Raw genomic sequence first — 21683 nt, 5'->3', positions numbered from 1 at the left:
GGAGGACAAAAGTAATACTTTACTCCTACCCTCCCAAGTTTTATCTTGTAAAAATCTTATATTTCTTATAAACTGGTTACTATAAATTCCACACGCTTATTCGCCTGATGTTCCTCTTCACTACAAGGCACCCCTTTTTCACAACCATTCACCAGCTGAGTTCCCCCATAGCCCTTAGCCGTAAGTCTACTGGAAGGCACCCCTTTGGATAGCAACCATTTGTAGATCGCTCCCGCTTGGCTCTCAGTCTGTTCCATAGCATAACTCTCATCAGCCCTACTATCGGTGTGCACCTTCACATCGATGCGTACCGACGGATGCGCCTCCATCAACGCCACCACCTTAGCCAGCTGCACCGAAGCATCGTAGCGGATATTGATACTCCCATAGTTAAAGTGAATATTATCAATAGCAAAAAGCCTTGCCAAATCATCGTATTCCTCTACCTTATAAGTATTCGGAGGCAACAATAGCTCGTATTGCAACGCGTCGCCCTTGGTGAAAAACACCTGAGGTTCTTGCCCTTCATAGCCCTTCTTCACCCCACGGATATACACATAAGCCGAATTCTCCACAGGCTTGTCAAAACTATAAGCCCCCTTCGCATCAGTAGTCGTAGTACCTATTACATTCATCCGCCTGTCCAAAAGCGTCAGTGCCACCCCCGAAAGCGGCTCCCCAGTCTGCAAATCCTTCACTGTCCCACTTACCTTAGTGGCACTCTTCCCTTCGCTCGCTTTATCCTGAGCGCTCACCATACTGGCAAAAGTCTTCAGCGCCTTATCCGCCTCAGCCTTCCTGCCCAAAGCCTGCAACACCTCCGAGTAGCGGTAGTAATACGCCGCCTTAGGCTTATACGTCCTATTGCTCATCAACTTATCATACCACGAATAAGCCTGCTTATAATCCTTCTGAAAATAATACGCATCGCCCAAACGCTCCAAAGTCTCCTCTAAAGTATAACCCTTGCGCGCTATATCCTCGTAAATCTTTAGCACATTTACCTGTATTTGGGCAATTCCCGATTGAAATGCCAACAAAAAAACAACTAAAACAATACTTCTTCTCATTTCTTAATAATTTTCTAACCGATTTATTACTATTATTAAGTGTACTCAGCCTCTTTTCAAAAAACAATAAACTGATTCGGGCGACAAAAGTACAACTTATTTTTAAAACAAAAAAACAAATACACGTATTTTTCTAATTTAGAATCAAACAACAATCGTGCCAAACCCCAAAAATACCCCGTTACCACACCCGTAGAAAACTCAAAAACACCCTGTTACACTCTTAAAAAAAACATACCCCTCCCCCACCCTTCCCCTTCGAAGAAAAAACGGATCCACAACGGATCTACCCCCTTACTCACCCCTACAAAAATAAAAAACGCCCCTACTCCATTCCCATCCCTGAAAAATTATTCGCTGTACATTATTCATAATCCATCAAAAAGTCGTACCTTTGCCGCCTGAAAAAGGTCTCAGCTGCCAGCTATCAGCCCCCAGTGCACACCCCCTTTGCAAATTAAAATTATTAGTATGCAGAATTAATTGCCTGTGCGGCTCGCACCTGACCACTAATGAATATGACAAAGAAAAGATATACCATTACCGCGGCTTTGCCGTACACCAACGGTCCGATACACATCGGGCACTTGGCGGGCGTATATGTGCCTGCCGATATTTTTGCACGCTACGAGCGTCTGAAGGGCAACGATGTAGCCTTCATCTGCGGTAGCGACGAACACGGGGTAGCCATCTCCATCAAAGCGAAGAAGGAGGGTACTACCCCGCAGGCGATTATCGATAAGTACCACACGATCATCAAGCAGTCGTTTGAAGATTTCGGCATCTCCTTCGATAACTATTCGCGCACTTCGGCACCTATCCACTATGCCACTGCCTCTGAGTTCTTTCGCAAACTCTATGAGCAGGGCGACTTCATTGAGGAGGTTTCGGAACAGCTCTACGACGAGGAGGCACACCAATTCCTCGCCGACCGCTTCGTTACGGGCACTTGTCCCAAATGCGGCAACCACGAGGCTTACGGCGACCAATGCGAGAAGTGTGGCTCGTCGCTCAACGCTACCGACCTCATCGACCCACGCTCGACTATCACAGGCTCTAAGCCCGTACTCAGGCAAACGAAGCATTGGTTTTTACCCCTGAATAGATACCAGCAATTCCTTGAAGAGTGGGTACTCGAAGGGCATAAGAAGGATTGGAAGCCCAATGTGTATGGACAGGTGAAAAGTTGGCTCGACGATGAGCTCAAGCCGCGTGCCGTTACCCGCGACCTCGATTGGGGTATCCCTGTGCCTGTGGAAGGCGCAGAGGGCAAGGTGCTCTACGTGTGGTTTGATGCCCCCATTGGCTATATCTCCTCCACCAAAGAGTGGGCAGCGCGTGAGGGCAAGGATTGGGAGCCCTATTGGAAGGATAAAGACACTGAATTAGTGCATTTTATTGGTAAGGACAACATCGTTTTCCACTGTATTATCTTCCCTGCTATGCTCAAGGCAGAAGGCTCGTATATCCTCCCAACAAACGTGCCTGCCAATGAGTTTTTGAACTTGGAGGGCAATAAGCTCTCCACTTCGAAGAATTGGGCAGTATGGCTGCACGAGTATTTGCAGGACTTTCCTGAGCAGCAGGACGTATTGCGCTATGTGCTCACTGCCAATGCCCCTGAGAGCAAGGACAACGACTTTACGTGGAAGGATTTTCAGGCGCGCAACAACAATGAGCTGGTAGCTATCTTTGGGAACTTTATCAACCGCGTGGTGGTGCTCACCCATAAGTATTACGGGGGTGTAGTGCCTGCGGCTGGGGTGCTCACTGATGCTGATAAGGCGGTGTCTACGGAATTGGCTGAGTTAGTAAATAAAATAGAATACTCCATAGAGCATTACCGCTTCCGTGAGGCACAGCAAGAGCTGATGAACATCGCGCGCTTGGGCAATAAGTACCTCGCCGATGAAGAGCCTTGGAAGGTGGTAAAGACCGACCCCGAACGCGTGCAAACCGTGATGAACGTTGCCCTGCAAATCGCAGCGGCATTGGCAATCACAAGTGAGCCTTTCTTGCCATTTACGGCTGCCAAACTGCGCACAACGCTGAGGTTAGGAAAAGAGGAAAATAGCAAATCAGAAAAAGAGATAGAAGGTGCGCAAAAGCTATGGGAGGCAGTGAAGGATACATCTAAGAACGATGCTCTGCTACCAGCGGGGCACACTATTGGCGAGGCTACGCTGCTCTTCCAAAAGATAGAAGACGAGGCTATTGAGCGACAATTACAGCGTTTAGAGGCAACCAAAGTAGCCAATGCCGCTGAGCAGTCGGCAGGGGTAGCCCCACAGAAGCCGCTGATCACTTATGAGGATTTTGAGAAGATGGATATTCGCATAGGTACGATACTCTCAGCGGAGAAGATGCCTAAGGCGGACAAGCTATTAGTGCTGAGGGTGGATACAGGCATCGATGAGCGTACTATCGTCTCGGGCATTGCCCAGAGCTTTGACCCACAGGAGATTGTGGGCAAACGCGTAACAGTGCTTGCCAATCTCGCTCCTCGCAAGCTGCGCGGGGTAGAGAGCCAAGGGATGATACTGATGGTGGAGAACTCTGAGGGTAAATACCGTTTTATCGCCCCCGATGCTGAGGGCGTAAAGAACGGTACGGAAGTAAAATAGCTTTCAGTGCAGAACTAACTCCTAATCACTAACCCCTAATTAGTAATGAAAAAACTATACACAGCCTTTGGAGCGGGTTTATTTGTAGGCTCCGTAGTATTTATCGTAGGTGCACTCTCGCCGTTACACCTCCCCCTCGACCGCAATTTGATGGTCTCGGGAGTGGTTGTAGCGGTAGTCACAACAGCTTGCATCCTCTACGAAAAGAAGAAAAGCAAGAAAGAAGAAAAATGAGAAATCAAGCGTCAGAGCGTATTACTACCCTCTGACGCTTGACTTTTAACAATTATTTATCAACAACTTACAATAAAAAATCAATACAACTGCAAAATTATACACTATTCATTATTCATTATTCATTAAAAAGTTGTATCTTTGCGGTTTGAAAACAAAAGGTTATTGAAATGCAAATAGATAGATCACGAAATGTACATAGCAGCCTCACGGAGCTGATTGGCAATACGCCGCTCTTGGAGCTGCATAAGATAGTAAAGGGACTCAAAGGACAGTATTTTGCTAAGATTGAGGCGTTTAACGCGGGGCAATCGTCAAAAGACCGCATCGCTCGCTATATCATTGAGCAGGCAGAAAAGGACGGCACGCTCAAAGAGGGTAGCACCATTGTGGAAACCAGCTCGGGCAATACGGGTTTTAGCCTCGCGATGATTGGGGCACTGAAGGGCTATAAGTGCATCATCGCCATTAGCGATAAGTCCTCACACGACAAGGTGGAGATGTTGCAGGCGTTGGGGGCTGAGGTGCATTTGTGTCCTGCCGCAGTGCCGCCTGACGATCCACGTTCGTACTATGAGGTAGCGAAGCGCATTGCTCGTGAGACACCTAACGCGGTGTATATCAATCAGTATTTCAACGACCTCAATCCGCAGGCGCACTACCTGACCACAGGGCGCGAGATATGGGAGCAGACCCACGGTCAGGTTACGCACGTGGTGGTGTGTAGCGGTACGGGAGGGACTATATCGGGTATTGGTAAGTATCTGAAAGAGCAGAACCCAAAAGTGCAAGTGCTTGGGGTAGATGCGTTTGGGTCGGCGATTAAGGCGTATCACGATACGGGGAAGTTCGACCCAGCAGAGGTGTATTCGTATAAGATTGAGGGTATGGGCAAGAACCTGATTCCCTCAGCGACCTACTTTGACGTCATCGATGAGTTTGTAAAGGTTACCGACAAGGACGCCGCCTTAATGGCACGCGAACTTACCCGCACAGAAGGGCTCTTTATGGGCTACACCAGCGGGGCGGCGATGCAGGCGGTAAGGCAGTATGCGGCAATGGGCAAGTTTGATGAGCAGAGCGTAGTGGTAGTCCTCCTGCCCGACCACGGTTCGCGGTATATGAATAAGATTTACAGCGATAAGTGGATGCGGGAGAATGGGTTTATTGAGTAGTAGTGAATTTAACAGATAAAAATAAATTAAATAAAGAAATATGAAGGACTTATTTGAGCATATTTATGCGAATAAAGGCAGTATAGGGCGTTGGTCTGAGCACGCCGAAGGGTATTATGTATTTCCTAAATTAGAGGGCGAATTGGGTCCTCATATGAAGTTTCAAGGGAAAGAGGTGCTGAATTGGAGCCTTAACGACTATCTCGGTTTGGCGAATCACCCTGAGGTGCGCAAGGCTGATGCTGAGGCGGCTGCGGAGTATGGGGCGGCTTACCCTATGGGGGCGCGTATGATGAGCGGGCACACTACCGAACACGAGAAGCTTGAGGCGCGCTTGGCAAAGTTCGTGCAGAAAGAAGCGGCTTACGTGCTTAACTTTGGGTACCAAGGGATGGTATCTACCATTGATGCCTTAGTAACGAAGAATGATGTGATTGTTTACGATGTGGACTCTCACGCTTGTATTATCGATGGGGTACGCCTGCACTTTGGCAAGCGTTATACCTATCAGCACAACGATGTAGAGAGCTTAGAGAAGAACCTGCAACGCGCTACAAAACTCGCTGAGGCCAATGGTGGTGGTATCCTCGTTATCACTGAGGGGGTATTCGGTATGCGTGGTGAGCAGGGCAAGCTCAAAGAGATTGTGGAGCTGAAGAAGAAATACCAGTTCCGCCTTTTGGTAGACGATGCACACGGTTTTGGTACTTTGGGTCCGCATGGGGAAGGCACGGGAGTGCACCAAGGTGTGCAAGATGGTATTGATGTGTATTTCTCTACTTTTGCCAAGAGTATGGCAGGCATTGGGGCGTTCTTAGCAGGCGATCCTAAGGTGATTGACTATTTGAAATACAATCTCCGCTCGCAGATGTTCGCCAAATCGTTGCCGATGATTTACGTAAAAGGCACAATGAAACGCCTCGATATGATGGAGCAAATGCCTGAGCTACAAAAGAAGCTGTGGGACAATGTACACACCTTGCAAAACGGCTTGAAGGAGCGCGGCTTTAACATCGGTACCACTAACACTTGCGTAACCCCTGTGTATCTCCACGGTAGTATCCCAGAGGCGATGGCTATGGTAAACGACCTGCGTGAAAACTATGGTATATTCCTCTCGATTGTGGTATATCCTGTGATTCCGAAGGGAATGATACTCCTGAGGGTGATACCTACCGCATCGCACACTAAGGAAGACATTGCACGCACTTTGGAGGCGTTTTCAGCAATCCGCAGCAAGCTCGAAGGTGGGGTATACCGCGCGCAGAATGCTGAGTTGGCAAAGGAAATGGGCGATATGTAGTGCAAGCCACACAGGCAATTATTTTAGAGGGCAGAGGGCAGAACTGAAAGCTGACTATTGAAAGCTAACACTACGTATTATATTTCATACATATTATTTTTGTGCTCTGCTTTGTTGTGGGGTAGCTTCTCGTGGGGGCAATCTAATTATTATAGTGAAGATAAATATATCTCAGGGCGATTTGGGTATAGCTACACAAAGCAAATACACAGTGCAAAAGTAGGTATAGGGTTGTTCAATAGCCCAGCTTATCAGTCGCTGACGTATTTTGCAGATGTAAGTCTGTACCGCGATACGCACGGCTGGCAAGCTGAACCTGAGGTAGGGATAGAAGCCGTAGTTTTTCTATTAGGAGCGGGTGCTTCTATCTCCCCACATACGGTGCAACTCAAAGCTGGGGTTAGCCTTATCGGTTGACTCTCGCTCAGCTATCAGTATGGGATACCTTTTCGCGAAGGAGGAATGTTAGCAGGACATAGTGTGTGCATCGGTGCTCAGATACCGATATACAAAAGAAAGAAATTATAAGAACCTTATGCCATATAAACTAAGCTATATAGCCTGCACAATATGCATTGTGTGCTTCTTCTTTGATACCGCTTTTGCACAAGAGCGAGACTCCTTGCTGTATATGCCAAGAATGCACGATGCCTGCGTATTCAATAACACTCCTCGCAATTGGGGTGCAGTACGCGCGAGCTATGACTATGCCCTCCGTGAAAACAAGCACATAGCAGGTGTAAGTGTAGGCTATGGAATGGGGACCCCATTCAGCGGCTTAGTAGTATTTGGCGGGGTGCAATTGCTAAACGATAGTCGTGGCTTTCAGGTGGAGCCTGAGATAGGTGCTCATTTGCATTTCCTTATGACAGGTGCAGCAAGTATTGCCATAACGCCCCATAGGCTACACCCCAAGATAGGGCTATCCATATTTGGGGTAGTCAATGCAATGGCAGGTTATAGTTTCCGCTTGAGAGAGGGAGCTTTATTTGAAGGACCTACTATTGGCGTGAGTATTCAATTACCCGTGATAGGTACTTTCTTATAATAGAAAAGATTGTTAGTTATCATTCCGACATATAACGAGATAGAAAACATTGAGGCTATCATACGGGCAGTGCTGGGGCAGTCGCCTGAGTTTTCGGTATTGATAGTAGACGACAACTCTCCTGACGGCACGGCGGCAAAGGTGCAGGAGCTGATACCGATTTATAACGAGCGGTTGCACTTAGAGGTGCGTACGGAGAAGAAAGGATTAGGGACGGCTTATGTCCACGGTTTTCAGTGGGCACTCACCCGCAATTATGAATATATCTGTGAAATGGACGCTGACTTCTCGCACAACCCTGCTGACCTCTTGCGCCTTTATGAGGAGTGCAAGGTCAGTGGCAGTGATGTGGCTATCGGCTCGCGCTATATCAAGGGGGTGAACGTGGTAAACTGGCCACTGCGGCGTATACTCCTCTCCTACGGTGCCTCAATGTATGTGCGAATTATCACAGGTATGCGCATACAAGACCCTACCGCGGGCTTCGTTTGCTACAAGCGGCGCGTATTGGAGGAGATTGACCTCAACAGTATCCGCTTTGTGGGCTATGCCTTTCAGATAGAAATGAAATATCGCGCTTACAAAAAGCATTTTAAGATCACCGAAGTGCCTATTGTATTTACAGATAGGATCAGAGGTAAGTCAAAAATGAACGGCAGCATCATCAAGGAGGCGATGTGGGGGGTAATACGGATAGCTTTCAGCTGACAGCTTTCAGGTGTCAGACAGCTGTATTGAATAATAAGTAATAAAACAACCGCTTTTTGTTATTAGCATCTCGCTTTTAGATACTATCTGAAAGCCGAAAGCTGAAAGCTGAAAGCTGATCAAAGAATGAAAGACTTTATAAACAAAAGACTAAAAAGCTTAAAATACGTAAGTAAAGGTATCTTTTACCTCATCAAGGAGCCGCCTGTGCTGGTGCATATCACTGCGTCGGTTATATGGATTGTCTTGGGCTTCTTCTTCCATATCACTACCTACGAATGGATCGTGCAACTGCTCTGCATTGGGCTGGTGCTCTCCGTGGAGGGCTTAAACACCGCTGTGGAGAAGATTTGCGACTTCATCCACCCCGACCACCACAAGATGATAGGCGTCATCAAGGACATTGCAGCAGGCTCTGTGGGCTTTGCTGTTATCCCTGTTACGGTGGTGCTCTCGGTAATTTACTTCCCTTATATCACCCACTACATTCAATACCTGATGCAGTACTACTAAGCTATGAGAGAGTTAGTTAAAGGCTATATTGCCGCCTTCATCTCAGCCGTAACCTACGGGATGATTCCTCTCTTTATGATCCCCATAAAGCAAGAAGGCTTCTCGGTGGATGTGGCACTCTTCTACCGCTTTATCATCAGTGCGGTGTGCTTGGGCGGCTACCTCATCTATAAAAAAGAAAGCCTACGCTTTAGTTTGCGTGAGGGGCTACTCTTTGTAGTCCTCGGGATACTCTATGCCCTCTCGGCAGAGTTTCTCTTCATCGCCTACGACCTACTGACGCCAGGCATTGCCTCTACTATCTTCTTTATGTACCCGCTGATTGTGGCTTTGGGGCTGGCACTCTTCTTTGGCGAACGCCTTACCGCCTCTACACTCCTCGCCTTAGTGATGGTGCTTATCGGTGTCTTCTTCCTCAGTGTAAAGGATATCCATAGCCTCTCTATCAATTACCTCGGGGCATTCGTTTCGCTACTCGGAGCATTAGTCTACGCACTCTATATGCTCATCGTACAGAAGGGCAAACTCTCTGCCTCAGGCATTAAAGTATCGTTTTACTCTACCCTATTCTCGGCGGTATACTTCGTGGTAAAAGTCTATATTACAGGGCATACACTCGTCATTCCAGATGCTTATACCTCGCTGCTGCTCACGGGCTTTTCTCTTATCACTACCTTGCTTTCGCTCGTTACGCTCGTCTATGCGATATGGCAGATTGGCTCTACCCCCACCAGCATCATCGGGGTAATGGAACCCTTAGTAGCGGTGGCTATTAGCATCTGGGTATATCACCAAGAGGAACTGACCTACAACCTTATCATAGGGGTGGTACTCATTGCCATTGCCGTGGTAATTGATATTTACCAAAGAAGTGCGAGCCGCACGGGCGTTAATAATGAGTAAAGAGCAGAGAGCAAAGAGTAATGACAACTAAAAAAGTCCCTATACCAATAATGTATAGGGACTTTTTTTAATAGCTTATTTCGTGTATTTAGTTTATAGCCTAAACTTATCTTAAATGCACTAAAAGTAAGTTTATCGGTTAAATGAGCCTTTCAACAGTACCTGTGTTTAACTTTGGACCAATACCGCTCAAACCTACATCATAGCCAAAACTAAATACAAATTGGTTTAGCTCAATCCCTGTAGCAAAAACCAAACCAATATGAGTTCTATCAACATCTTCACCCAATTTATACGTATCTTTTGTGATAACTTGCTGGTATCCACTTCCTTCCTTTATGTTCACTGCACCTTCATATTTCGATTTAAAAGCAATAAAGAGATAAGGACCTGGTGTTGAGAAACCATTTTGTATGCTCTTTATTGATGATAAAGAATTTAGCCGTTACAGGAATATTAAGCCCGTAAATAGTATTCTCAAACTGAGGTACTGCAGGGGGAATTAGTACTAATAATAGCATTACCACTTACATTACCAGCATTGCGCTTTGTACCTCGCGAGTCGAAGAAAAGCCCTGGCTCAATACCAAGACGCTTACCTGCTCTGAGCTCATACAGTGCCCCGATATGGTAATTAACCAGAGACCCTCCACTGGAAATATCTGAAGTATTGATATTCAACCCAGCTTTCACAGTAATTCCCAGAGGTTTATATGTAGGGATAGGTTCCTGTGCCATTACAGCACCTTCTTGTGCGCTGACCGTGTAGCCAGCCAATCCGATAACAGTTATAAGAGCTGTGCTAAAAAACTTGTTAAACAATTATTTGCTGCAAAGGTAATAGTTTTTTTATAATTAGCAGACTATAATAGTAATTTAAATTTACCCTTATTACCCTTATCTAAGGATAAAATACTGATTTTTAATGTATAAACATTACTATAAAGAATATAAGAAATTAGCATTCAGCACTGAAGTTTTATACGTTTCTCTTTCTATTTTCATAATAAACAGATATAAGCATACATAAGGCAAAGAAGCCTATTAATAGAGCAATTTTGGGTAGGAGTGCACTTAGCGAGGCGTTGCGCAGTAGCACGTCGTAGAAGGCTTGTAGTGCCCAATTCATCGGTGAGAGGTGGGCGAGGTGCTGCATCAGTGAGGGCATTGCAAAGGTGGGTATCCAGACCCCTCCGATGGCTGCTAGCAGCACTGTTAGGGTTGCCCCCAGTGGTGCTGATTGCTCCTGTGTCCTTGCCAAAGTGCCTAAGAGCACCCCCACGCCTATGGCTGATAGTCCGCTGGAGAGTGCTACGAGGATGAGCGATAGCCATCGCCCTGAGCAGTCTAAGGCAGGCAAACCGATGAGCGGGAATACGTATATGCCGATGAGCACCATTAGCGCGAATTGCAGCAGACTGATGCACAGGAATACGATGATTTTTGCAGTGAGCAATGCGCCATAGCTCAGCGGTGAGGTGAAGAGCCGCAAGCCTGTGCCTGAGGTCTTTTCCTTGACGATGCTCGCCGAGAGGGGTATAGTGATGAAGAAGATAGCAAAGAGCGTCCACGCGGGGACGTTGTGCTGGGTAGAGTTGGGCAAGAGCACTTGCTCGGGACTTTGAGGGTTGATTTCCTTAAAATCAACAAGTGACTTGGTGGCAGGCAGCTCGATATTGCCCTCAAGCTGCTGCTGAAAGGCTTGGTAGATAAACTCGTTTTCTATCTCGTACATCATCTTGCTGATGTTGCTCTTGATGTTCTCCTTGAAGGAGGTTTGCACTGTAGGGTCAAAGTAGATGCGCACTTCCTTCGAGGTATACGCTGTGGGGGTGGTGGTAGCGGTGGTGCTTTTCTCCATAAAAGTGCTAATGATGCTCTCTACATTGTGTGACACGCGTTGGTGAAGGTCTTTAGAAAGTGCCTCGGGTAGGGTGATAGCCATTAGGTATTTGCCTTCTAACACGCGTTTGCGAGCGCACTCTTCCGTAAGGGGCACGCCGTTCTCCTCAGTGGTAAGGGCAAAGAAATGGCTCTCGCGGATCTGTTTTTTGATATGTGCAGCGATGTCGCCCTTGTCGTTATCCACAAGGGCTATGGCTACCTTTTGTTCAGTGATATTCTTAAAGGCAGCGTCCTGTAAAAGGGTGATGGTAATCACCAAGAGCAGTGGCATCAGAAAGAGAATTACCAGCGCACCAAGGTCGCGGGTAAGGAGTAAAAATTCTTTTTTAATAGATTGAAACATAGGGGTTAGGGGTTAGTGATTAGGGGCAGTGATTAAAGGAGCGTTTTTATTTTAGGAAGCTCCTTTATACCGCTGCATTATGTAGTCAATATTACGGATTGATTTCTTCATCCACGCGATGAGGATATCGGTCTTTTCCTCTTCTGATAGTCTCCAATCTACTTGTGAAGAGCGCAGCCTACTGGTGAGTTGCTGCAAGATAATAGCCGCTGATACTGAGATGTTCAGGCTTTCGGTAAAACCTACCATTGGGATGGTCAGGAAGGTATCGGCAGTGGAGAGTACCTCTTGCGAAAGACCATCCTTTTCCGTGCCAAAAAAGAAAACACTCTTCTTGCTAATATCGAAGGTCTCCAATGAGAAAGCCTCCTTGTGTGGCGAAGTAGCAACGATCTGATATCCCTTACTGCGAAGGCTTTGCAAGCAACTCTGTGTATCTTCATACCTGAAAATATCGACCCACTTCTGTGCGCCCATCGCAATCTTAGCGTCCAAGCGCTTGCCAAAACGCTCCTCAACAATATGTGCCTGTTGCACCCCGAAGACCTCACAAGTACGCACCACAGCACTGGTGTTGTGCATCTGGAAAACGTCCTCCATAGCCAAGGTAAAATGGTTCGTGCGCCGCGATATGACGTCGAGAAAGCGCTCTTTACGGCTTTCGGTGATAAACCCTTCTAAGTAGGTCAGTAGCTCTTGCTTCATCAGATGGATATTTACAGTTGAAAGCGCAAAGGTATGAATATTTTGCGTATGAAATAGCTCAGATAAACTTTTTTATCGTACTTTTGCCCAAAAAAGGTACAATAGTGACAAATACAAATACCCACGCAATAGAAGTATCACACCTGAGTAAGCAGTACAAAGGTGCCAGCGAATACGCCCTTACCGACGTCAGTTTTACAGTTGAGAAGGGTGAAGTTTACGGTGTATTAGGTCCTAATGGGGCTGGGAAAACCACGCTGATGTCTATTCTCTTTGGCAGTATTCGCCCCACTGAAGGCAGCTTTTCGATCTGCAGCCTTACCTATGCGGCACAAGCTGGGCAGTTGCGCTATAAGATAGGGGTTGTGCCACAGGAGTATGCGCTTTATCCTACTCTTACGGCTCGTGAGAACTTGCTGTATTTTGGAAGTCTTTATGCTCTTAAAGGGAATGCCCTCAAACAAAAGGTCGATGAGGGGCTCGCTCGGGTGCAGCTCTTGGAGGTAGCCGATAGGAAGATCGCTACTTTCTCGGGTGGTATGAAGCGGCGTGTGAACTTGTTGGCGGGCATCTTGCACACTCCAGAGGTGCTTTTCTTGGACGAACCTACGGTGGGGGTTGATGTGCTCTCAAAGCGCATTATCATCAATTATTTAAAGGAACTCAACGGTGAGGGAATGTCGGTACTATATACCTCACATCATTTACAGGAGGCTCAGGATTTCTGCCATAAGGTAGCTTTCCTCAACGGGGGGCGTCTTATTGCTGAAGGGAGCCCAGAGGCGCTTATTGAGCAGTACAAAAGCACCGACTTAGAGGCTGTATTTGTAGAGTTAGCGGGAGGTGATTAATGATTAGTGGTTAGTGATTAGTGGTAAATAGTCAGCCCCAAGAGTAATAAACTCTTGGGGCTGACTATTTTTAGGAATTACCATTATGTTACAAAGAGGTTATTTTATCTTTGTAAGGTTCTGGGAATTTAGCTTTATAAGTACCCTCTAATCCTTTTGGAACAATGATTGTCTTGATATAAGTAGTAGGGATACCTTTGGCTTCTATAGTAAAGGTAGTAGGCTTTATCTCAGGGGTATCTCTTCCTTGGAATATTACATTGTGCAAGCTAATGCAGTATAAGAAAGCACGAACTTCTATCTTCCTTAAGGTGCGAGGAAATACCATTGCATTGAGTTTTATACAACTTGCAAAGGCAGCACTACCAATAGTAGTAATTCCCTCTGGGAGGTCTATATTTTGTAGACGATAACAGTTGTTGAAAGTACTGTTTCCTATTGTAGTAAGTCCGTCGGGGAGCTCTACTGTTTTTAGCTTTTTGCAAGAGTCGAATGCTGCATTCCCAATACTTGTCACTTTATCACCTACAATAATTGATGTAAGTTGATAGGTGCCTTGTATTTCAAAGACAGCAAAGGCATTTGCTTCTATCTTAGTGACGTTTTTAAGGGCTGGGATACTGTTCATATCCAAATATTTGGTGTTGGGGTTGAGCCACTTCACTAAGGTAGTGCCATCGCTTGAAAGCTCGTAATCGTCAGTGGTGATAGTGTTGGCAGTGAGTGAGATAGCGCTTTGAGCCGACCACCCTGAGGCTTTCTTAGGTCCGTAGAAGATCTTAGCTACGGTGTCAATGTAATAGTCGCCCTGACGACCGACATCGCTTTTAGGAAAGCCTTCGCCAGCGTAGATGGTTGACCCGTCTTTACCAGGAATTCCTTGGTCGCCTTTGAGCCCTTTTTCGCCCTGAGCGCCTTTTTCACCTTGTTTGCCATCAGCCCCTTTTTCTCCACGCTCTCCTTGGGCTTTTATGTCTGTTGTCTTGCCGTTGATAACCCAAAAGCCATCTTTTATTTCTACAGTAGGGGTTACACCATCTTTTCCGTTGTCACCTTTGTCGCCCTTAGGACCTTGAGCGCCATCTTTCCCGTTGTCGCCTTTGTCGCCCTTAGGACCTTGAGCGCCGTCTTTCCCGTTAGTTCCGTTAGTACCATTTTCACCTTGGGCTTTTTGGTTTGATTTTTGACCATCAATTACCCAATAGCCATCGTCGCTGATGGTGATTTTAGGGGTTTTGCCATCTTTTCCATTGGTGCCGTTGGTACCGTCTTTACCATTGTCTCCTTTGTCACCTTTTTCGCCTTGTAATCCTTGGGCGCCTGTATCGCCTTTGTCTCCTTTTTCACCTTGGATACCTTTGAGGTCGAGTACGGGGTTACCCCATCCTTCGGCAGTTTTGGCGCCGTAGAGTTTGGCGGTGGTAAGGTCTAAATAATAGTCGCCTATCTGCCCTTGAGCGGCAGTAGGGGCGCCTTTACCTGAGAGGATGACACTTCCGTGTACTTCTTTCTCTACAATTTTTTCTTCGGTTTTAGTGCACTGTGTGAGTGCTAAAACCAAGCAGCATAAGATTGCTACAATAAATCTTTTTTTCATATACAATACTGATATTAATGATTGGTTATTAAAAAAACGCGGCAAAAGTAGTTATTTTATTTTACATAAAAGCACTACTTGCTGAAAAAAATGTTTTTTTAACATTTCACTAAGGGATTAAAAAAGGCTGTGAGCGTGTGTTCACAGCCTTTTTAACCGTTGTGGATCCGTTACAGATCCGTTTGTGATTTAAAACTCGAACATACCTACTTCGTACACGTCTTTGTTGTTGGATAGGCGTAGGGTTACTTCTTGTTTTTTCTCTTGAGGGGTGCCGTAGCCTGTGAAGAAGGTCACGCGTAGGCTGACGGGTAGCAGTTGCTTTTGGGAGTGGTTGCCGTAGTAGTTTACGCTCACTTTGTATTTGCCTTTGGGGGCTTTCTTGAGCATAAACTCCTCAGGTCCGTAGCCGCGGGTGATGTCGTTGCTGAGCTTGCCACCTAAGTAGGTGTTGCGATGCCCGTAGTAGCACTTCTCGCCTTCGGGGTCGAACACCCATAAGTCCATATCGGAGTTGTCAGTATCCCAAGTGAGCACTACTCGCACATCGACAGGTTCTTTTTTCAGGAGAGCCTTATCAATAAAGGAGGTATTGATACCCTTGTGGCGCATTATGAGGTCGTTGATTTCGTTCATCACGATCAGCTGCACGTCGTAGAAGCGGTTGTCCCAATTGTGGGTTACCACCTCATAAAGCGTTTTGACTGCCTCGTCGTACTGCTTGTTATCAGCTAAGGCTAAGCCGAGGTCGCGGTAGCTCTGTGGCTCTTCTTCACGTATTTTGAGCACTTTGCGGAAGGTGTTCACTGCCTCTGCCTTAGCGGTGTAGGCACTGAGTTTATAGCCCAGCACGCGCAGCAGTTGAGCGTCCTCTAAGCCGAGTTCGGCTAAGTTGGAGATTACCAATATTGCCTGCTCTCGATTGCCTTTCTTGAAGAAATAGTCGGCTACATCTACGTAGAAGGAAGGGGTGTTGCCATACTCTTTTTTCAAGCGATGATAGGTGTCGAGGGCTTTGTCTGCCTCGGCGTATTCCATCACTTTCAGGTAAGGCGTATCGGGATTGTAGGCGTTGAGCTGTATTTCTCCTGAGGCAGTTCTCACTACCACTTTGCCTGCCTTGTTGGAAGTTTCTTCCTTGTATACATTTCCTCTGTAGTAGTTAAAATCAGAGACCTCATCATCTGCTACGTTTGCATTATCTACCACTTGTATATCTTCAACTACTGCTGGTGCTGGTGTGCGGTTACTTCTGCTTTTTACTTTCTTTGAAGAGTTGCTTTTCTTTGCTGTTGTGACACTACCCACCATTGCTTGCACTCTCTTTGGGGCATTTCCCGTTACTACGACTTCGGATAATTCAGCTGCTTCTTCTCTCTCAGGAGTGATGCTACGTGAGCCACGCACAGCTATATTGCTGTGAGAGCTATCTCTATGGGCTTCTGAACTTCGCATCATTGCTACTTCTACTACTCTTTCCTCTTCATTTTCCTTCTTCTGCGGCTTGCTGCCTTCTTTAGGGAAGGTAGTATTCCACCAACTGCTTTGCTCGTTTGATAGCCCAATGATACGCTTGATGACTTCTTTCTCGCGGTCTTCTTTGTTCTTCTTTTCCGTGTCGAGGCGGTGATAGTACTCCTTTTGCAGTTCTTCAGGAGGCACGATCTTATAGCGGAGGTAATCCTCCACAGTCTCTAAGACGATGAGCGAGTTGCCCTCAGTAACGATACCATAAGCGCGCCCTACCTCGTCAATCTTCTTGCTATCGGTACCTTCAAGGCGTAGCTGGGCTATTTTCTTCTCAGCCCATACGCGACGTAAGAGTGCCCTCAGTTGTGGACTTTCGGCTTCAAGAGCTGCTTTTTTGAGCGTTACTTCTGTCGTTTCAAGGGTTTTGTGGTTATAGCCAAAGCTGAGCACTAAGGTAGCCTCATCGGTGAGGAGCTCACCCGCAAAGGTGAAGTGCGCAGCTACAGGGGCGCCTTTCTCGGGGTAGACATTGGCTACTTTGCCGCTCTTTACGGTATATCCTAAGAAGTGGTAAGGCTGCGATAATAAGGCTTTGACGGCTTCAGAGGTTTCCTCAGTAGCGAGATTGACGAAGCTGCCGCCTGTGGAGGCGCTCAGGTAGCGCATCTTGTCCGTAGCAGCTATAACGCTTGAATTGACCACATCCACAGGGCTTTTAAGGCTTTTTACTACCTCTGAGAGGTTGAACTCCTTGCTACCAAAGTTAAAGATAGCATCGGTGAAGAGCAGCGTCTGGTCGTTCTTAGGGTTGAACTGCATCGCATTGCCATCGGTAGCACCATCATAAGTGAGGGCTTCCAGATGGGCTTTGAGGGCTGCCCAATTGCCGTCCTTCACCTCAAAGATTTTGGGCGTTGAGGTGCGTATGTTGAAGGTGGTCAGCTCGACGCTTACGTTCTTTAGCTCTTTAAAATAAGCCTCTAACAAGGCAAACTCCTTCTTTAGGTCGCGGCGTTGTGCTGATGAGGAGTTGTCCCAAAGGATACCAATGCGCTTAGGGACGGGGCGGATAGCTACCTTTTGTGAGGTGGGGCTGATATTGCCGTAGAAGTAGGTCGTTCCTCCTTCGGTAGCGGTGAGCAGCTGCGGCTTTTCTACCTTGGGAAAGCGTAGAGCGATATTCTTGTCTAATTTGAAGTCTGTTTTGCTCACTTCGCTGATGAGGCTGCTGCGCGACTGCTTAAAGTCAAGGGAAAGTGAGTTCTTGATGTCGGCTTTTACCAAGCGGGAGATCACTTCGGTGCGGAGGCTGAACTTCTTTAAGTGCACTCCTTCAGCGATGGGCAGGAAGTAGTAATCCTCGCCGTCTTTACTGCCGAGTTCTTGCTCAAAGGCGATAACAATGCGGCGTGAGCCTTGCGCAGGCATAGGGTAGACGCGCGCACGAAAGTTGTTCCCCTCGGTCTTCTCGAGTAGCCCTGGGTCTACACCACGACGGACGATCTCCTCAAAGGCTTTGCGTCCTTCAGCCTTATCCACCACTACGCCCTCGCGCAGCTTGCCATTGATGTCCAAGGCAAAGCGCGATACTTCTTGTCCGTCAGAGAGAGGAAACTCAAACTCACCTTCCATCACACGGCTGTTGGGGTTGTAGAAGGTCATATCCAGCGTAGTGAGGGCAGTCTGCCCCATCACGAGGATGTCCACCGAGAGCTCTTGGAGCTGCATCGGCTTGGCATTGGTCTCGTTCTGCACCTTTACGGTAGGCAGTACAGACTTTTGTGCTTGCACCCCAAAGCAAAGCAGGGCGAGCACGCACTGAAAAATATACTGAAACTTTATCATTGTGAAAACTATAAAAAGGTTATCTACTTACCTCCTTCACAAATACCGTGCCAGTCGTAGGGTGGTAACCAATAAAGTACGTTGATAGTACAAAAAACTAAAAAGCTGCCCCGTAAAAAGGCAGCTTTTAGGCAATTTATGAAAAAAAACGTTAGTCGTTATTATTGTAGAAGGACATATGTCCGAATCGCAGTCCGACGAAGAAGTTAAGTTCCTTAGCTTCTTTGCCAAAGGCGTTGCTCAGCAAGGTGCTTGAGCCTAAAGTGAGTGGACCTAAGCGCAGGGCTAAGCCCACGTGTGCCTTGGACATCTCATTGTACGAAATAGGCAGATAAGCCCCAAAGGAGTTACTGTCAAAGCGAGGTGTAAGGGTGAACTCATTGGCGTAAACAGCACTGTAAACCTCACTCTTCTTGCCTGCAAGGTTGAATTGTGAGGAGAAGTTGGCGTAGAAGCCATTGACGATGCGGTAATCAACACTGGCATTGAAGGTAGTAGGCAACGATGATTTGAGTTTGCCACGAACCCCCTTAGGTCGGTTGCCGATAGCCTTTGTCAGTTCATCCTGCGAAAGTTCATCCAAGTCAATCGAAATCTGCTGATTGGGCAGCGTGTAGCGGTAGGATTCGTTATTGGCGTTGTAGCTGATGCGCCCTATATCCATCAGCGATACACCGATGCGCAGGTCATAAGGCAGGTTGTGGCAGGTAGGGCAGCCTTCTCTACGCCATTCGTAGATAGCACCCAAGTCCAGTCCTACAGTGGTGGCTTCAGAGCGGAATAGCTTGTTGGCATTGAAATCCTCAATGAAGTCGGTGCCCCCATTGAGCACTTCGAAGGTACCTCCTGCGGAGTTGATATCTAAATACACTTTTTGATTTACAGGGTCAGGGCGCAAGGTGGCTGTACCGTTAAAGTCGTGGAAGCCTGCATAGAGGTTGCCTGCTCCCCGTACGATCTTGATGCTTGCCCCTGCTTTCACTACGCTGTTTTCACTGAAATAGAGCTCACCAGCCCACGAGAGTCCTATCTCTGAGAAAGCGTTGGCAATCACTTCTTGGTTGTTGATATCTATCTCGTAAGGCTTTTGGAGGTCGATTTTGTTATAATCGTAAAGCATCGATTGAAGGAGCTTAGGGTTGATGTCCTTCACATTGCCGAGAACGCGTATACGCGAGAAAATCCCTACCGAGTGGTTATTGGCTACACGCAAGAAGAACGAAGGTCCTAATACGTCCACGTTTACCTTGGCATCGAGCTCGTTGAGCTTTAGGAAGGCGTTCTGTTGATCAGCGCGGGTGTAGTCGTTGAAGCTCTTGTTCAGGTCGGTGGTCAGAGGGATGGAGTTGTTGTTGAAGTCGCCATTGACCGAGAGGATGTTCACATCCCACAGGCGTTTGTTGCTCCCCATATAGGCTGGGTTGGCAGTTACTTGGTATACGCCTGCAAAGTTACTTTCCCTTACGCCTGCAAAGGATTGCTGTGCTTCGGCATATAACCCACTGAAAGCAAATGCTAAGAAGATGATTTTTTTCATTGTTGAAAATTGTTAGTTGAAATTAGGCGGCAAAAGTACGATGTTTTTTGATATAGGGGTAACAAATTGCTTAAAAAATGATTTTTACTTTATAAAATCACTGATAGGGATCTTTTGAAAGTAGAGCTCACCAGCAGCGCCTTCGTAGAGTATGCCTATGTATTTACCCTCAATCAGGGTCATACACGAGTAGCCCATAGTGTCACCTTCATAGAGCATCTTCTGAGGGAGCTTATCCCAGGTAAGCCCGTTGTCGGCACTGGCTTTTATAGTCAGGTGGATACGCTTTTGGGCATCGGCAGGGTTGGAGAAGAACAAGTAGTGCTTCCCTTTAGGGCTTGTGTAGGCAATCAGGCTTGCCATACAGTTAGGTTCCACCAAAGCTTTGCGCGAGGTAGGGTGCTCACTCCAAGTCTTACCCATATCACGCGTAGTGTACACCGAGCGACCGTGGAGGTTGTCCGAGAGCTCAAAGTTATGACGGTTGCGGTCGTCGCGCATATTGAGCATCAGGCTGCCATCAGGTAGCTGAACCACTTGTGCCTCAGTGGTATTGGTTTTTGCCCCAGTACCTATCTGCCAATGCTCACCGTGGTCAGTGCTGTAGATGATCGTCGAGTGCGGCACTTGCTGTGCGTCCCTGAACTGACCTGCGAATACAAGCGTGCCGTCAGCCATAGTGATGCCACGCCCTGGTCCTTGGAAGAGGAGGTACCACTCAGGTTTTTTGATTTGCTCAGTGATGTTCGTAGGGGTGCTCCACGTAAGTCCGTCATCAGTGCTTTTGGTGAGCATCACTTGGGCGGTCTCGTTAGGGGTCATCCCTGGTTTTGAGCCCCACCAGCTCGTATCATCCTTAGTGAGACCGTGTTGCCAGAGTGCCATCACGTACAGCGTGCCCGTTTGCTCGTCCACCAGCACAGCAGGGTCGCCAATGCCATTGAGCTGCTGAGGGAGGTTCCCCCAAGTGCCCATATCCATTATTTCCTTCATAGGTCCCCAAGTCTGCCCGCCGTCGGTGCTGCGGCTCATTCCGATGTTGATATCCTCTTGTAGATCTTTGCAGTTGTTGTAGCGGTTATCGTATACACCGATGAGGGTTCCCTTAGGGGTAGTTACCAGCCCAGGGATGCGGTAGCACTCAATGCCGTCTTGCTTCCTTTGGCGGAGCGTGATAGCGTATCGCTGAGCTGTTTTCCCACTGTTTTTCAATGTGTAAGCACCTTTGGTGGTATGTACTTTGATGCTTTTCAGGTAGAGAGTAGCCAGTAGGTCGGGCTGCTCAACAGTTTTGGCGGTGAGCCATACGAAGAGCTGTTTGCCGTGTGGCGTATATCTGCCTTTGAGCTCTGTATGATGCTTTACGTCAATACTTTGAGCGTAGAGGGTAGCCCCTTGCCGCTGATCGCTTTCGCTCACATACACCGAGAGGTGACTGATGCCCAAACTATGATGGCTATCTTGCAGAGTGAGACTGAGGGCAGTGATCTCAGCACCCTGTTTTACGGGCAAGGAAAAACTCGCCAAGAGGTTCTCTTGCTCGGTGCTCAGCGGCATTTGCGGCTGAGTAAAGCGCCCTTGGGCGAAGCTCAAGCTGCTGAGCAGCAGCATTGTGATGAGGAAGTATGTTTTCATTATACTACTATGATTACTAATTTTTGGCAAAGATAATACTTTTTTAGGAAATAGAAAAACCAACACAAACAATTTTTACTAACAAACCATCAGCACACAATCCGTTCTGGAACCGTTCTGGAACCGTATTAAAACTCACCTTGAAAAACGTCTTAGCAAAAAAATACCTAACTCTATCCTATAAAGAAAATCATAATGGCTGTATTGCTCTAAAAAA

At 47.1% G+C, this 21683-nt stretch carries 19 protein-coding genes; 10 read left to right on the top strand and 9 right to left on the bottom strand.

Annotation, left to right across the window (positions count from 1 at the left end):
* Positions 1-65 precede the first annotated feature (65 nt).
* A complete protein-coding gene (locus AXF12_RS04555) occupies positions 66-1070 on the bottom strand; it encodes an OmpA family protein (protein ID WP_074860790.1) in 1005 nt (334 codons plus the stop codon).
* A gap of 518 nt (positions 1071-1588) precedes the next feature.
* Between AXF12_RS04555 and metG the strand changes: the two genes are divergently transcribed.
* The 9 genes from metG to AXF12_RS04510 all read left to right on the top strand — a co-directional run bounded on the left by metG (position 1589) and on the right by AXF12_RS04510 (position 9578).
* A complete protein-coding gene (gene metG / locus AXF12_RS04550) occupies positions 1589-3694 on the top strand; it encodes a methionine--tRNA ligase (RefSeq protein WP_066431781.1) in 2106 nt (701 codons plus the stop codon).
* 45 nt (positions 3695-3739) lie between these two features.
* Positions 3740-3928, top strand: coding sequence for a hypothetical protein (locus AXF12_RS04545; RefSeq protein WP_066428700.1), 189 nt, complete (start codon positions 3740-3742; stop codon positions 3926-3928).
* Between the two features lie 170 nt (positions 3929-4098).
* Positions 4099-5103 (top strand): cysteate synthase, encoded by a 1005-nt coding sequence (locus AXF12_RS04540; RefSeq protein WP_066428698.1) that lies wholly within the window; start codon positions 4099-4101, stop codon positions 5101-5103.
* Between the two features lie 40 nt (positions 5104-5143).
* Positions 5144-6406 carry a cysteate-C-fatty acyltransferase gene (locus AXF12_RS04535; RefSeq protein WP_066428697.1) on the top strand — a complete coding sequence of 421 codons (1263 nt, stop codon included), beginning with the start codon at positions 5144-5146 and terminating at the stop codon, positions 6404-6406.
* 99 nt (positions 6407-6505) lie between these two features.
* Positions 6506-6823, top strand: a complete 318-nt coding sequence (locus AXF12_RS04530) for a hypothetical protein (protein WP_145955113.1) — start codon at positions 6506-6508, stop codon at positions 6821-6823.
* A gap of 118 nt (positions 6824-6941) precedes the next feature.
* Positions 6942-7454: a hypothetical protein gene (locus AXF12_RS04525; RefSeq protein ID WP_143325011.1), complete on the top strand. Its 513-nt coding sequence runs from the start codon at positions 6942-6944 to the stop codon at positions 7452-7454.
* Positions 7455-7463: 9 nt separating this feature from the next.
* The gene (locus tag AXF12_RS04520; protein WP_066428688.1) at positions 7464-8162 is read left to right on the top strand and encodes a polyprenol monophosphomannose synthase; all 699 of its coding nucleotides are present in this window, start codon (positions 7464-7466) and stop codon (positions 8160-8162) included.
* Positions 8163-8288: 126 nt separating this feature from the next.
* Complete coding sequence (locus AXF12_RS04515; RefSeq protein WP_066428687.1) at positions 8289-8675, top strand: diacylglycerol kinase family protein; 387 nt, start codon at positions 8289-8291, stop codon at positions 8673-8675.
* 3 nt (positions 8676-8678) lie between these two features.
* On the top strand, positions 8679-9578 hold the full coding sequence (locus tag AXF12_RS04510) for a DMT family transporter (protein ID WP_066428686.1): 900 nt from the start codon (positions 8679-8681) through the stop codon (positions 9576-9578).
* A 139-nt stretch (positions 9579-9717) separates the two neighbouring features.
* Here the strand turns inward: AXF12_RS04510 and AXF12_RS04505 are convergent, their stop codons facing one another.
* The 4 genes from AXF12_RS04505 to AXF12_RS04490 all read right to left on the bottom strand — a co-directional run bounded on the left by AXF12_RS04505 (position 9718) and on the right by AXF12_RS04490 (position 12531).
* The gene (locus AXF12_RS04505; protein WP_066428685.1) at positions 9718-9924 is read right to left on the bottom strand and encodes a hypothetical protein; all 207 of its coding nucleotides are present in this window, start codon (positions 9922-9924) and stop codon (positions 9718-9720) included.
* Positions 9925-10055: 131 nt separating this feature from the next.
* Positions 10056-10400: a hypothetical protein gene (locus AXF12_RS04500; protein ID WP_066428683.1), complete on the bottom strand. Its 345-nt coding sequence runs from the start codon at positions 10398-10400 to the stop codon at positions 10056-10058.
* A gap of 157 nt (positions 10401-10557) precedes the next feature.
* Entirely contained in the window at positions 10558-11826 is a 1269-nt protein-coding gene (locus AXF12_RS04495; RefSeq protein ID WP_066428682.1) for an ABC-2 transporter permease, read from the bottom strand.
* Between the two features lie 51 nt (positions 11827-11877).
* On the bottom strand, positions 11878-12531 hold the full coding sequence (locus AXF12_RS04490; protein ID WP_066428680.1) for a TrmH family RNA methyltransferase: 654 nt from the start codon (positions 12529-12531) through the stop codon (positions 11878-11880).
* Between the two features lie 104 nt (positions 12532-12635).
* Here AXF12_RS04490 and AXF12_RS04485 point away from each other — a divergent pair, with 104 nt between their 5' ends.
* On the top strand, positions 12636-13382 hold the full coding sequence (locus AXF12_RS04485) for an ABC transporter ATP-binding protein (RefSeq protein WP_066431779.1): 747 nt from the start codon (positions 12636-12638) through the stop codon (positions 13380-13382).
* An 88-nt stretch (positions 13383-13470) separates the two neighbouring features.
* Here AXF12_RS04485 and AXF12_RS04480 read toward each other — a convergent pair whose 3' ends face one another.
* The 4 genes from AXF12_RS04480 to AXF12_RS04465 all read right to left on the bottom strand — a co-directional run bounded on the left by AXF12_RS04480 (position 13471) and on the right by AXF12_RS04465 (position 21466).
* Positions 13471-14979, bottom strand: coding sequence for a collagen-like protein (locus tag AXF12_RS04480; RefSeq protein WP_066428678.1), 1509 nt, complete (start codon positions 14977-14979; stop codon positions 13471-13473).
* A 189-nt stretch (positions 14980-15168) separates the two neighbouring features.
* A complete protein-coding gene (locus tag AXF12_RS04475; protein WP_394336596.1) occupies positions 15169-18291 on the bottom strand; it encodes a VIT domain-containing protein in 3123 nt (1040 codons plus the stop codon).
* Between the two features lie 154 nt (positions 18292-18445).
* Positions 18446-19831 carry a DUF5723 family protein gene (locus AXF12_RS04470; RefSeq protein WP_066428673.1) on the bottom strand — a complete coding sequence of 462 codons (1386 nt, stop codon included), beginning with the start codon at positions 19829-19831 and terminating at the stop codon, positions 18446-18448.
* 84 nt (positions 19832-19915) lie between these two features.
* Positions 19916-21466, bottom strand: coding sequence for a sialidase family protein (locus tag AXF12_RS04465; RefSeq protein ID WP_066428668.1), 1551 nt, complete (start codon positions 21464-21466; stop codon positions 19916-19918).
* Positions 21467-21683 lie beyond the last annotated feature (217 nt).

Origin of the sequence: Capnocytophaga haemolytica (genome assembly GCF_001553545.1) — a bacterium.
GTDB classification, from domain to species: domain Bacteria; phylum Bacteroidota; class Bacteroidia; order Flavobacteriales; family Flavobacteriaceae; genus Capnocytophaga; species Capnocytophaga haemolytica.
Note: the sequence above shows the minus strand (reverse complement) of the source record. Positions and strands in the feature narration are given on the sequence as shown.

Bases quoted from the DNA above. Each gene is read 5' to 3' on its own strand.
- metG (WP_066431781.1), top strand. From the start codon at position 1,589: ATGACAAAGAAAAGATATACCATTACCGCGGCTTTGCCGTACACCAAC.
- AXF12_RS04545 (WP_066428700.1), top strand. From the start codon at position 3,740: ATGAAAAAACTATACACAGCCTTTGGAGCGGGTTTATTTGTAGGCTCC.
- AXF12_RS04470 (WP_066428673.1), bottom strand. From the start codon at position 19,831: ATGAAAAAAATCATCTTCTTAGCATTTGCTTTCAGTGGGTTATATGCC.
- AXF12_RS04490 (WP_066428680.1), bottom strand. From the start codon at position 12,531: ATGAAGCAAGAGCTACTGACCTACTTAGAAGGGTTTATCACCGAAAGC.
- AXF12_RS04535 (WP_066428697.1), top strand. From the start codon at position 5,144: ATGAAGGACTTATTTGAGCATATTTATGCGAATAAAGGCAGTATAGGG.
- AXF12_RS04480 (WP_066428678.1), bottom strand. From the start codon at position 14,979: ATGAAAAAAAGATTTATTGTAGCAATCTTATGCTGCTTGGTTTTAGCA.
- AXF12_RS04515 (WP_066428687.1), top strand. From the start codon at position 8,289: ATGAAAGACTTTATAAACAAAAGACTAAAAAGCTTAAAATACGTAAGT.
- AXF12_RS04525 (WP_143325011.1), top strand. From the start codon at position 6,942: ATGCCATATAAACTAAGCTATATAGCCTGCACAATATGCATTGTGTGC.
- AXF12_RS04495 (WP_066428682.1), bottom strand. From the start codon at position 11,826: ATGTTTCAATCTATTAAAAAAGAATTTTTACTCCTTACCCGCGACCTT.
- AXF12_RS04465 (WP_066428668.1), bottom strand. From the start codon at position 21,466: ATGAAAACATACTTCCTCATCACAATGCTGCTGCTCAGCAGCTTGAGC.
- AXF12_RS04555 (WP_074860790.1), bottom strand. From the start codon at position 1,070: ATGAGAAGAAGTATTGTTTTAGTTGTTTTTTTGTTGGCATTTCAATCG.
- AXF12_RS04510 (WP_066428686.1), top strand. From the start codon at position 8,679: ATGAGAGAGTTAGTTAAAGGCTATATTGCCGCCTTCATCTCAGCCGTA.
- AXF12_RS04540 (WP_066428698.1), top strand. From the start codon at position 4,099: ATGCAAATAGATAGATCACGAAATGTACATAGCAGCCTCACGGAGCTG.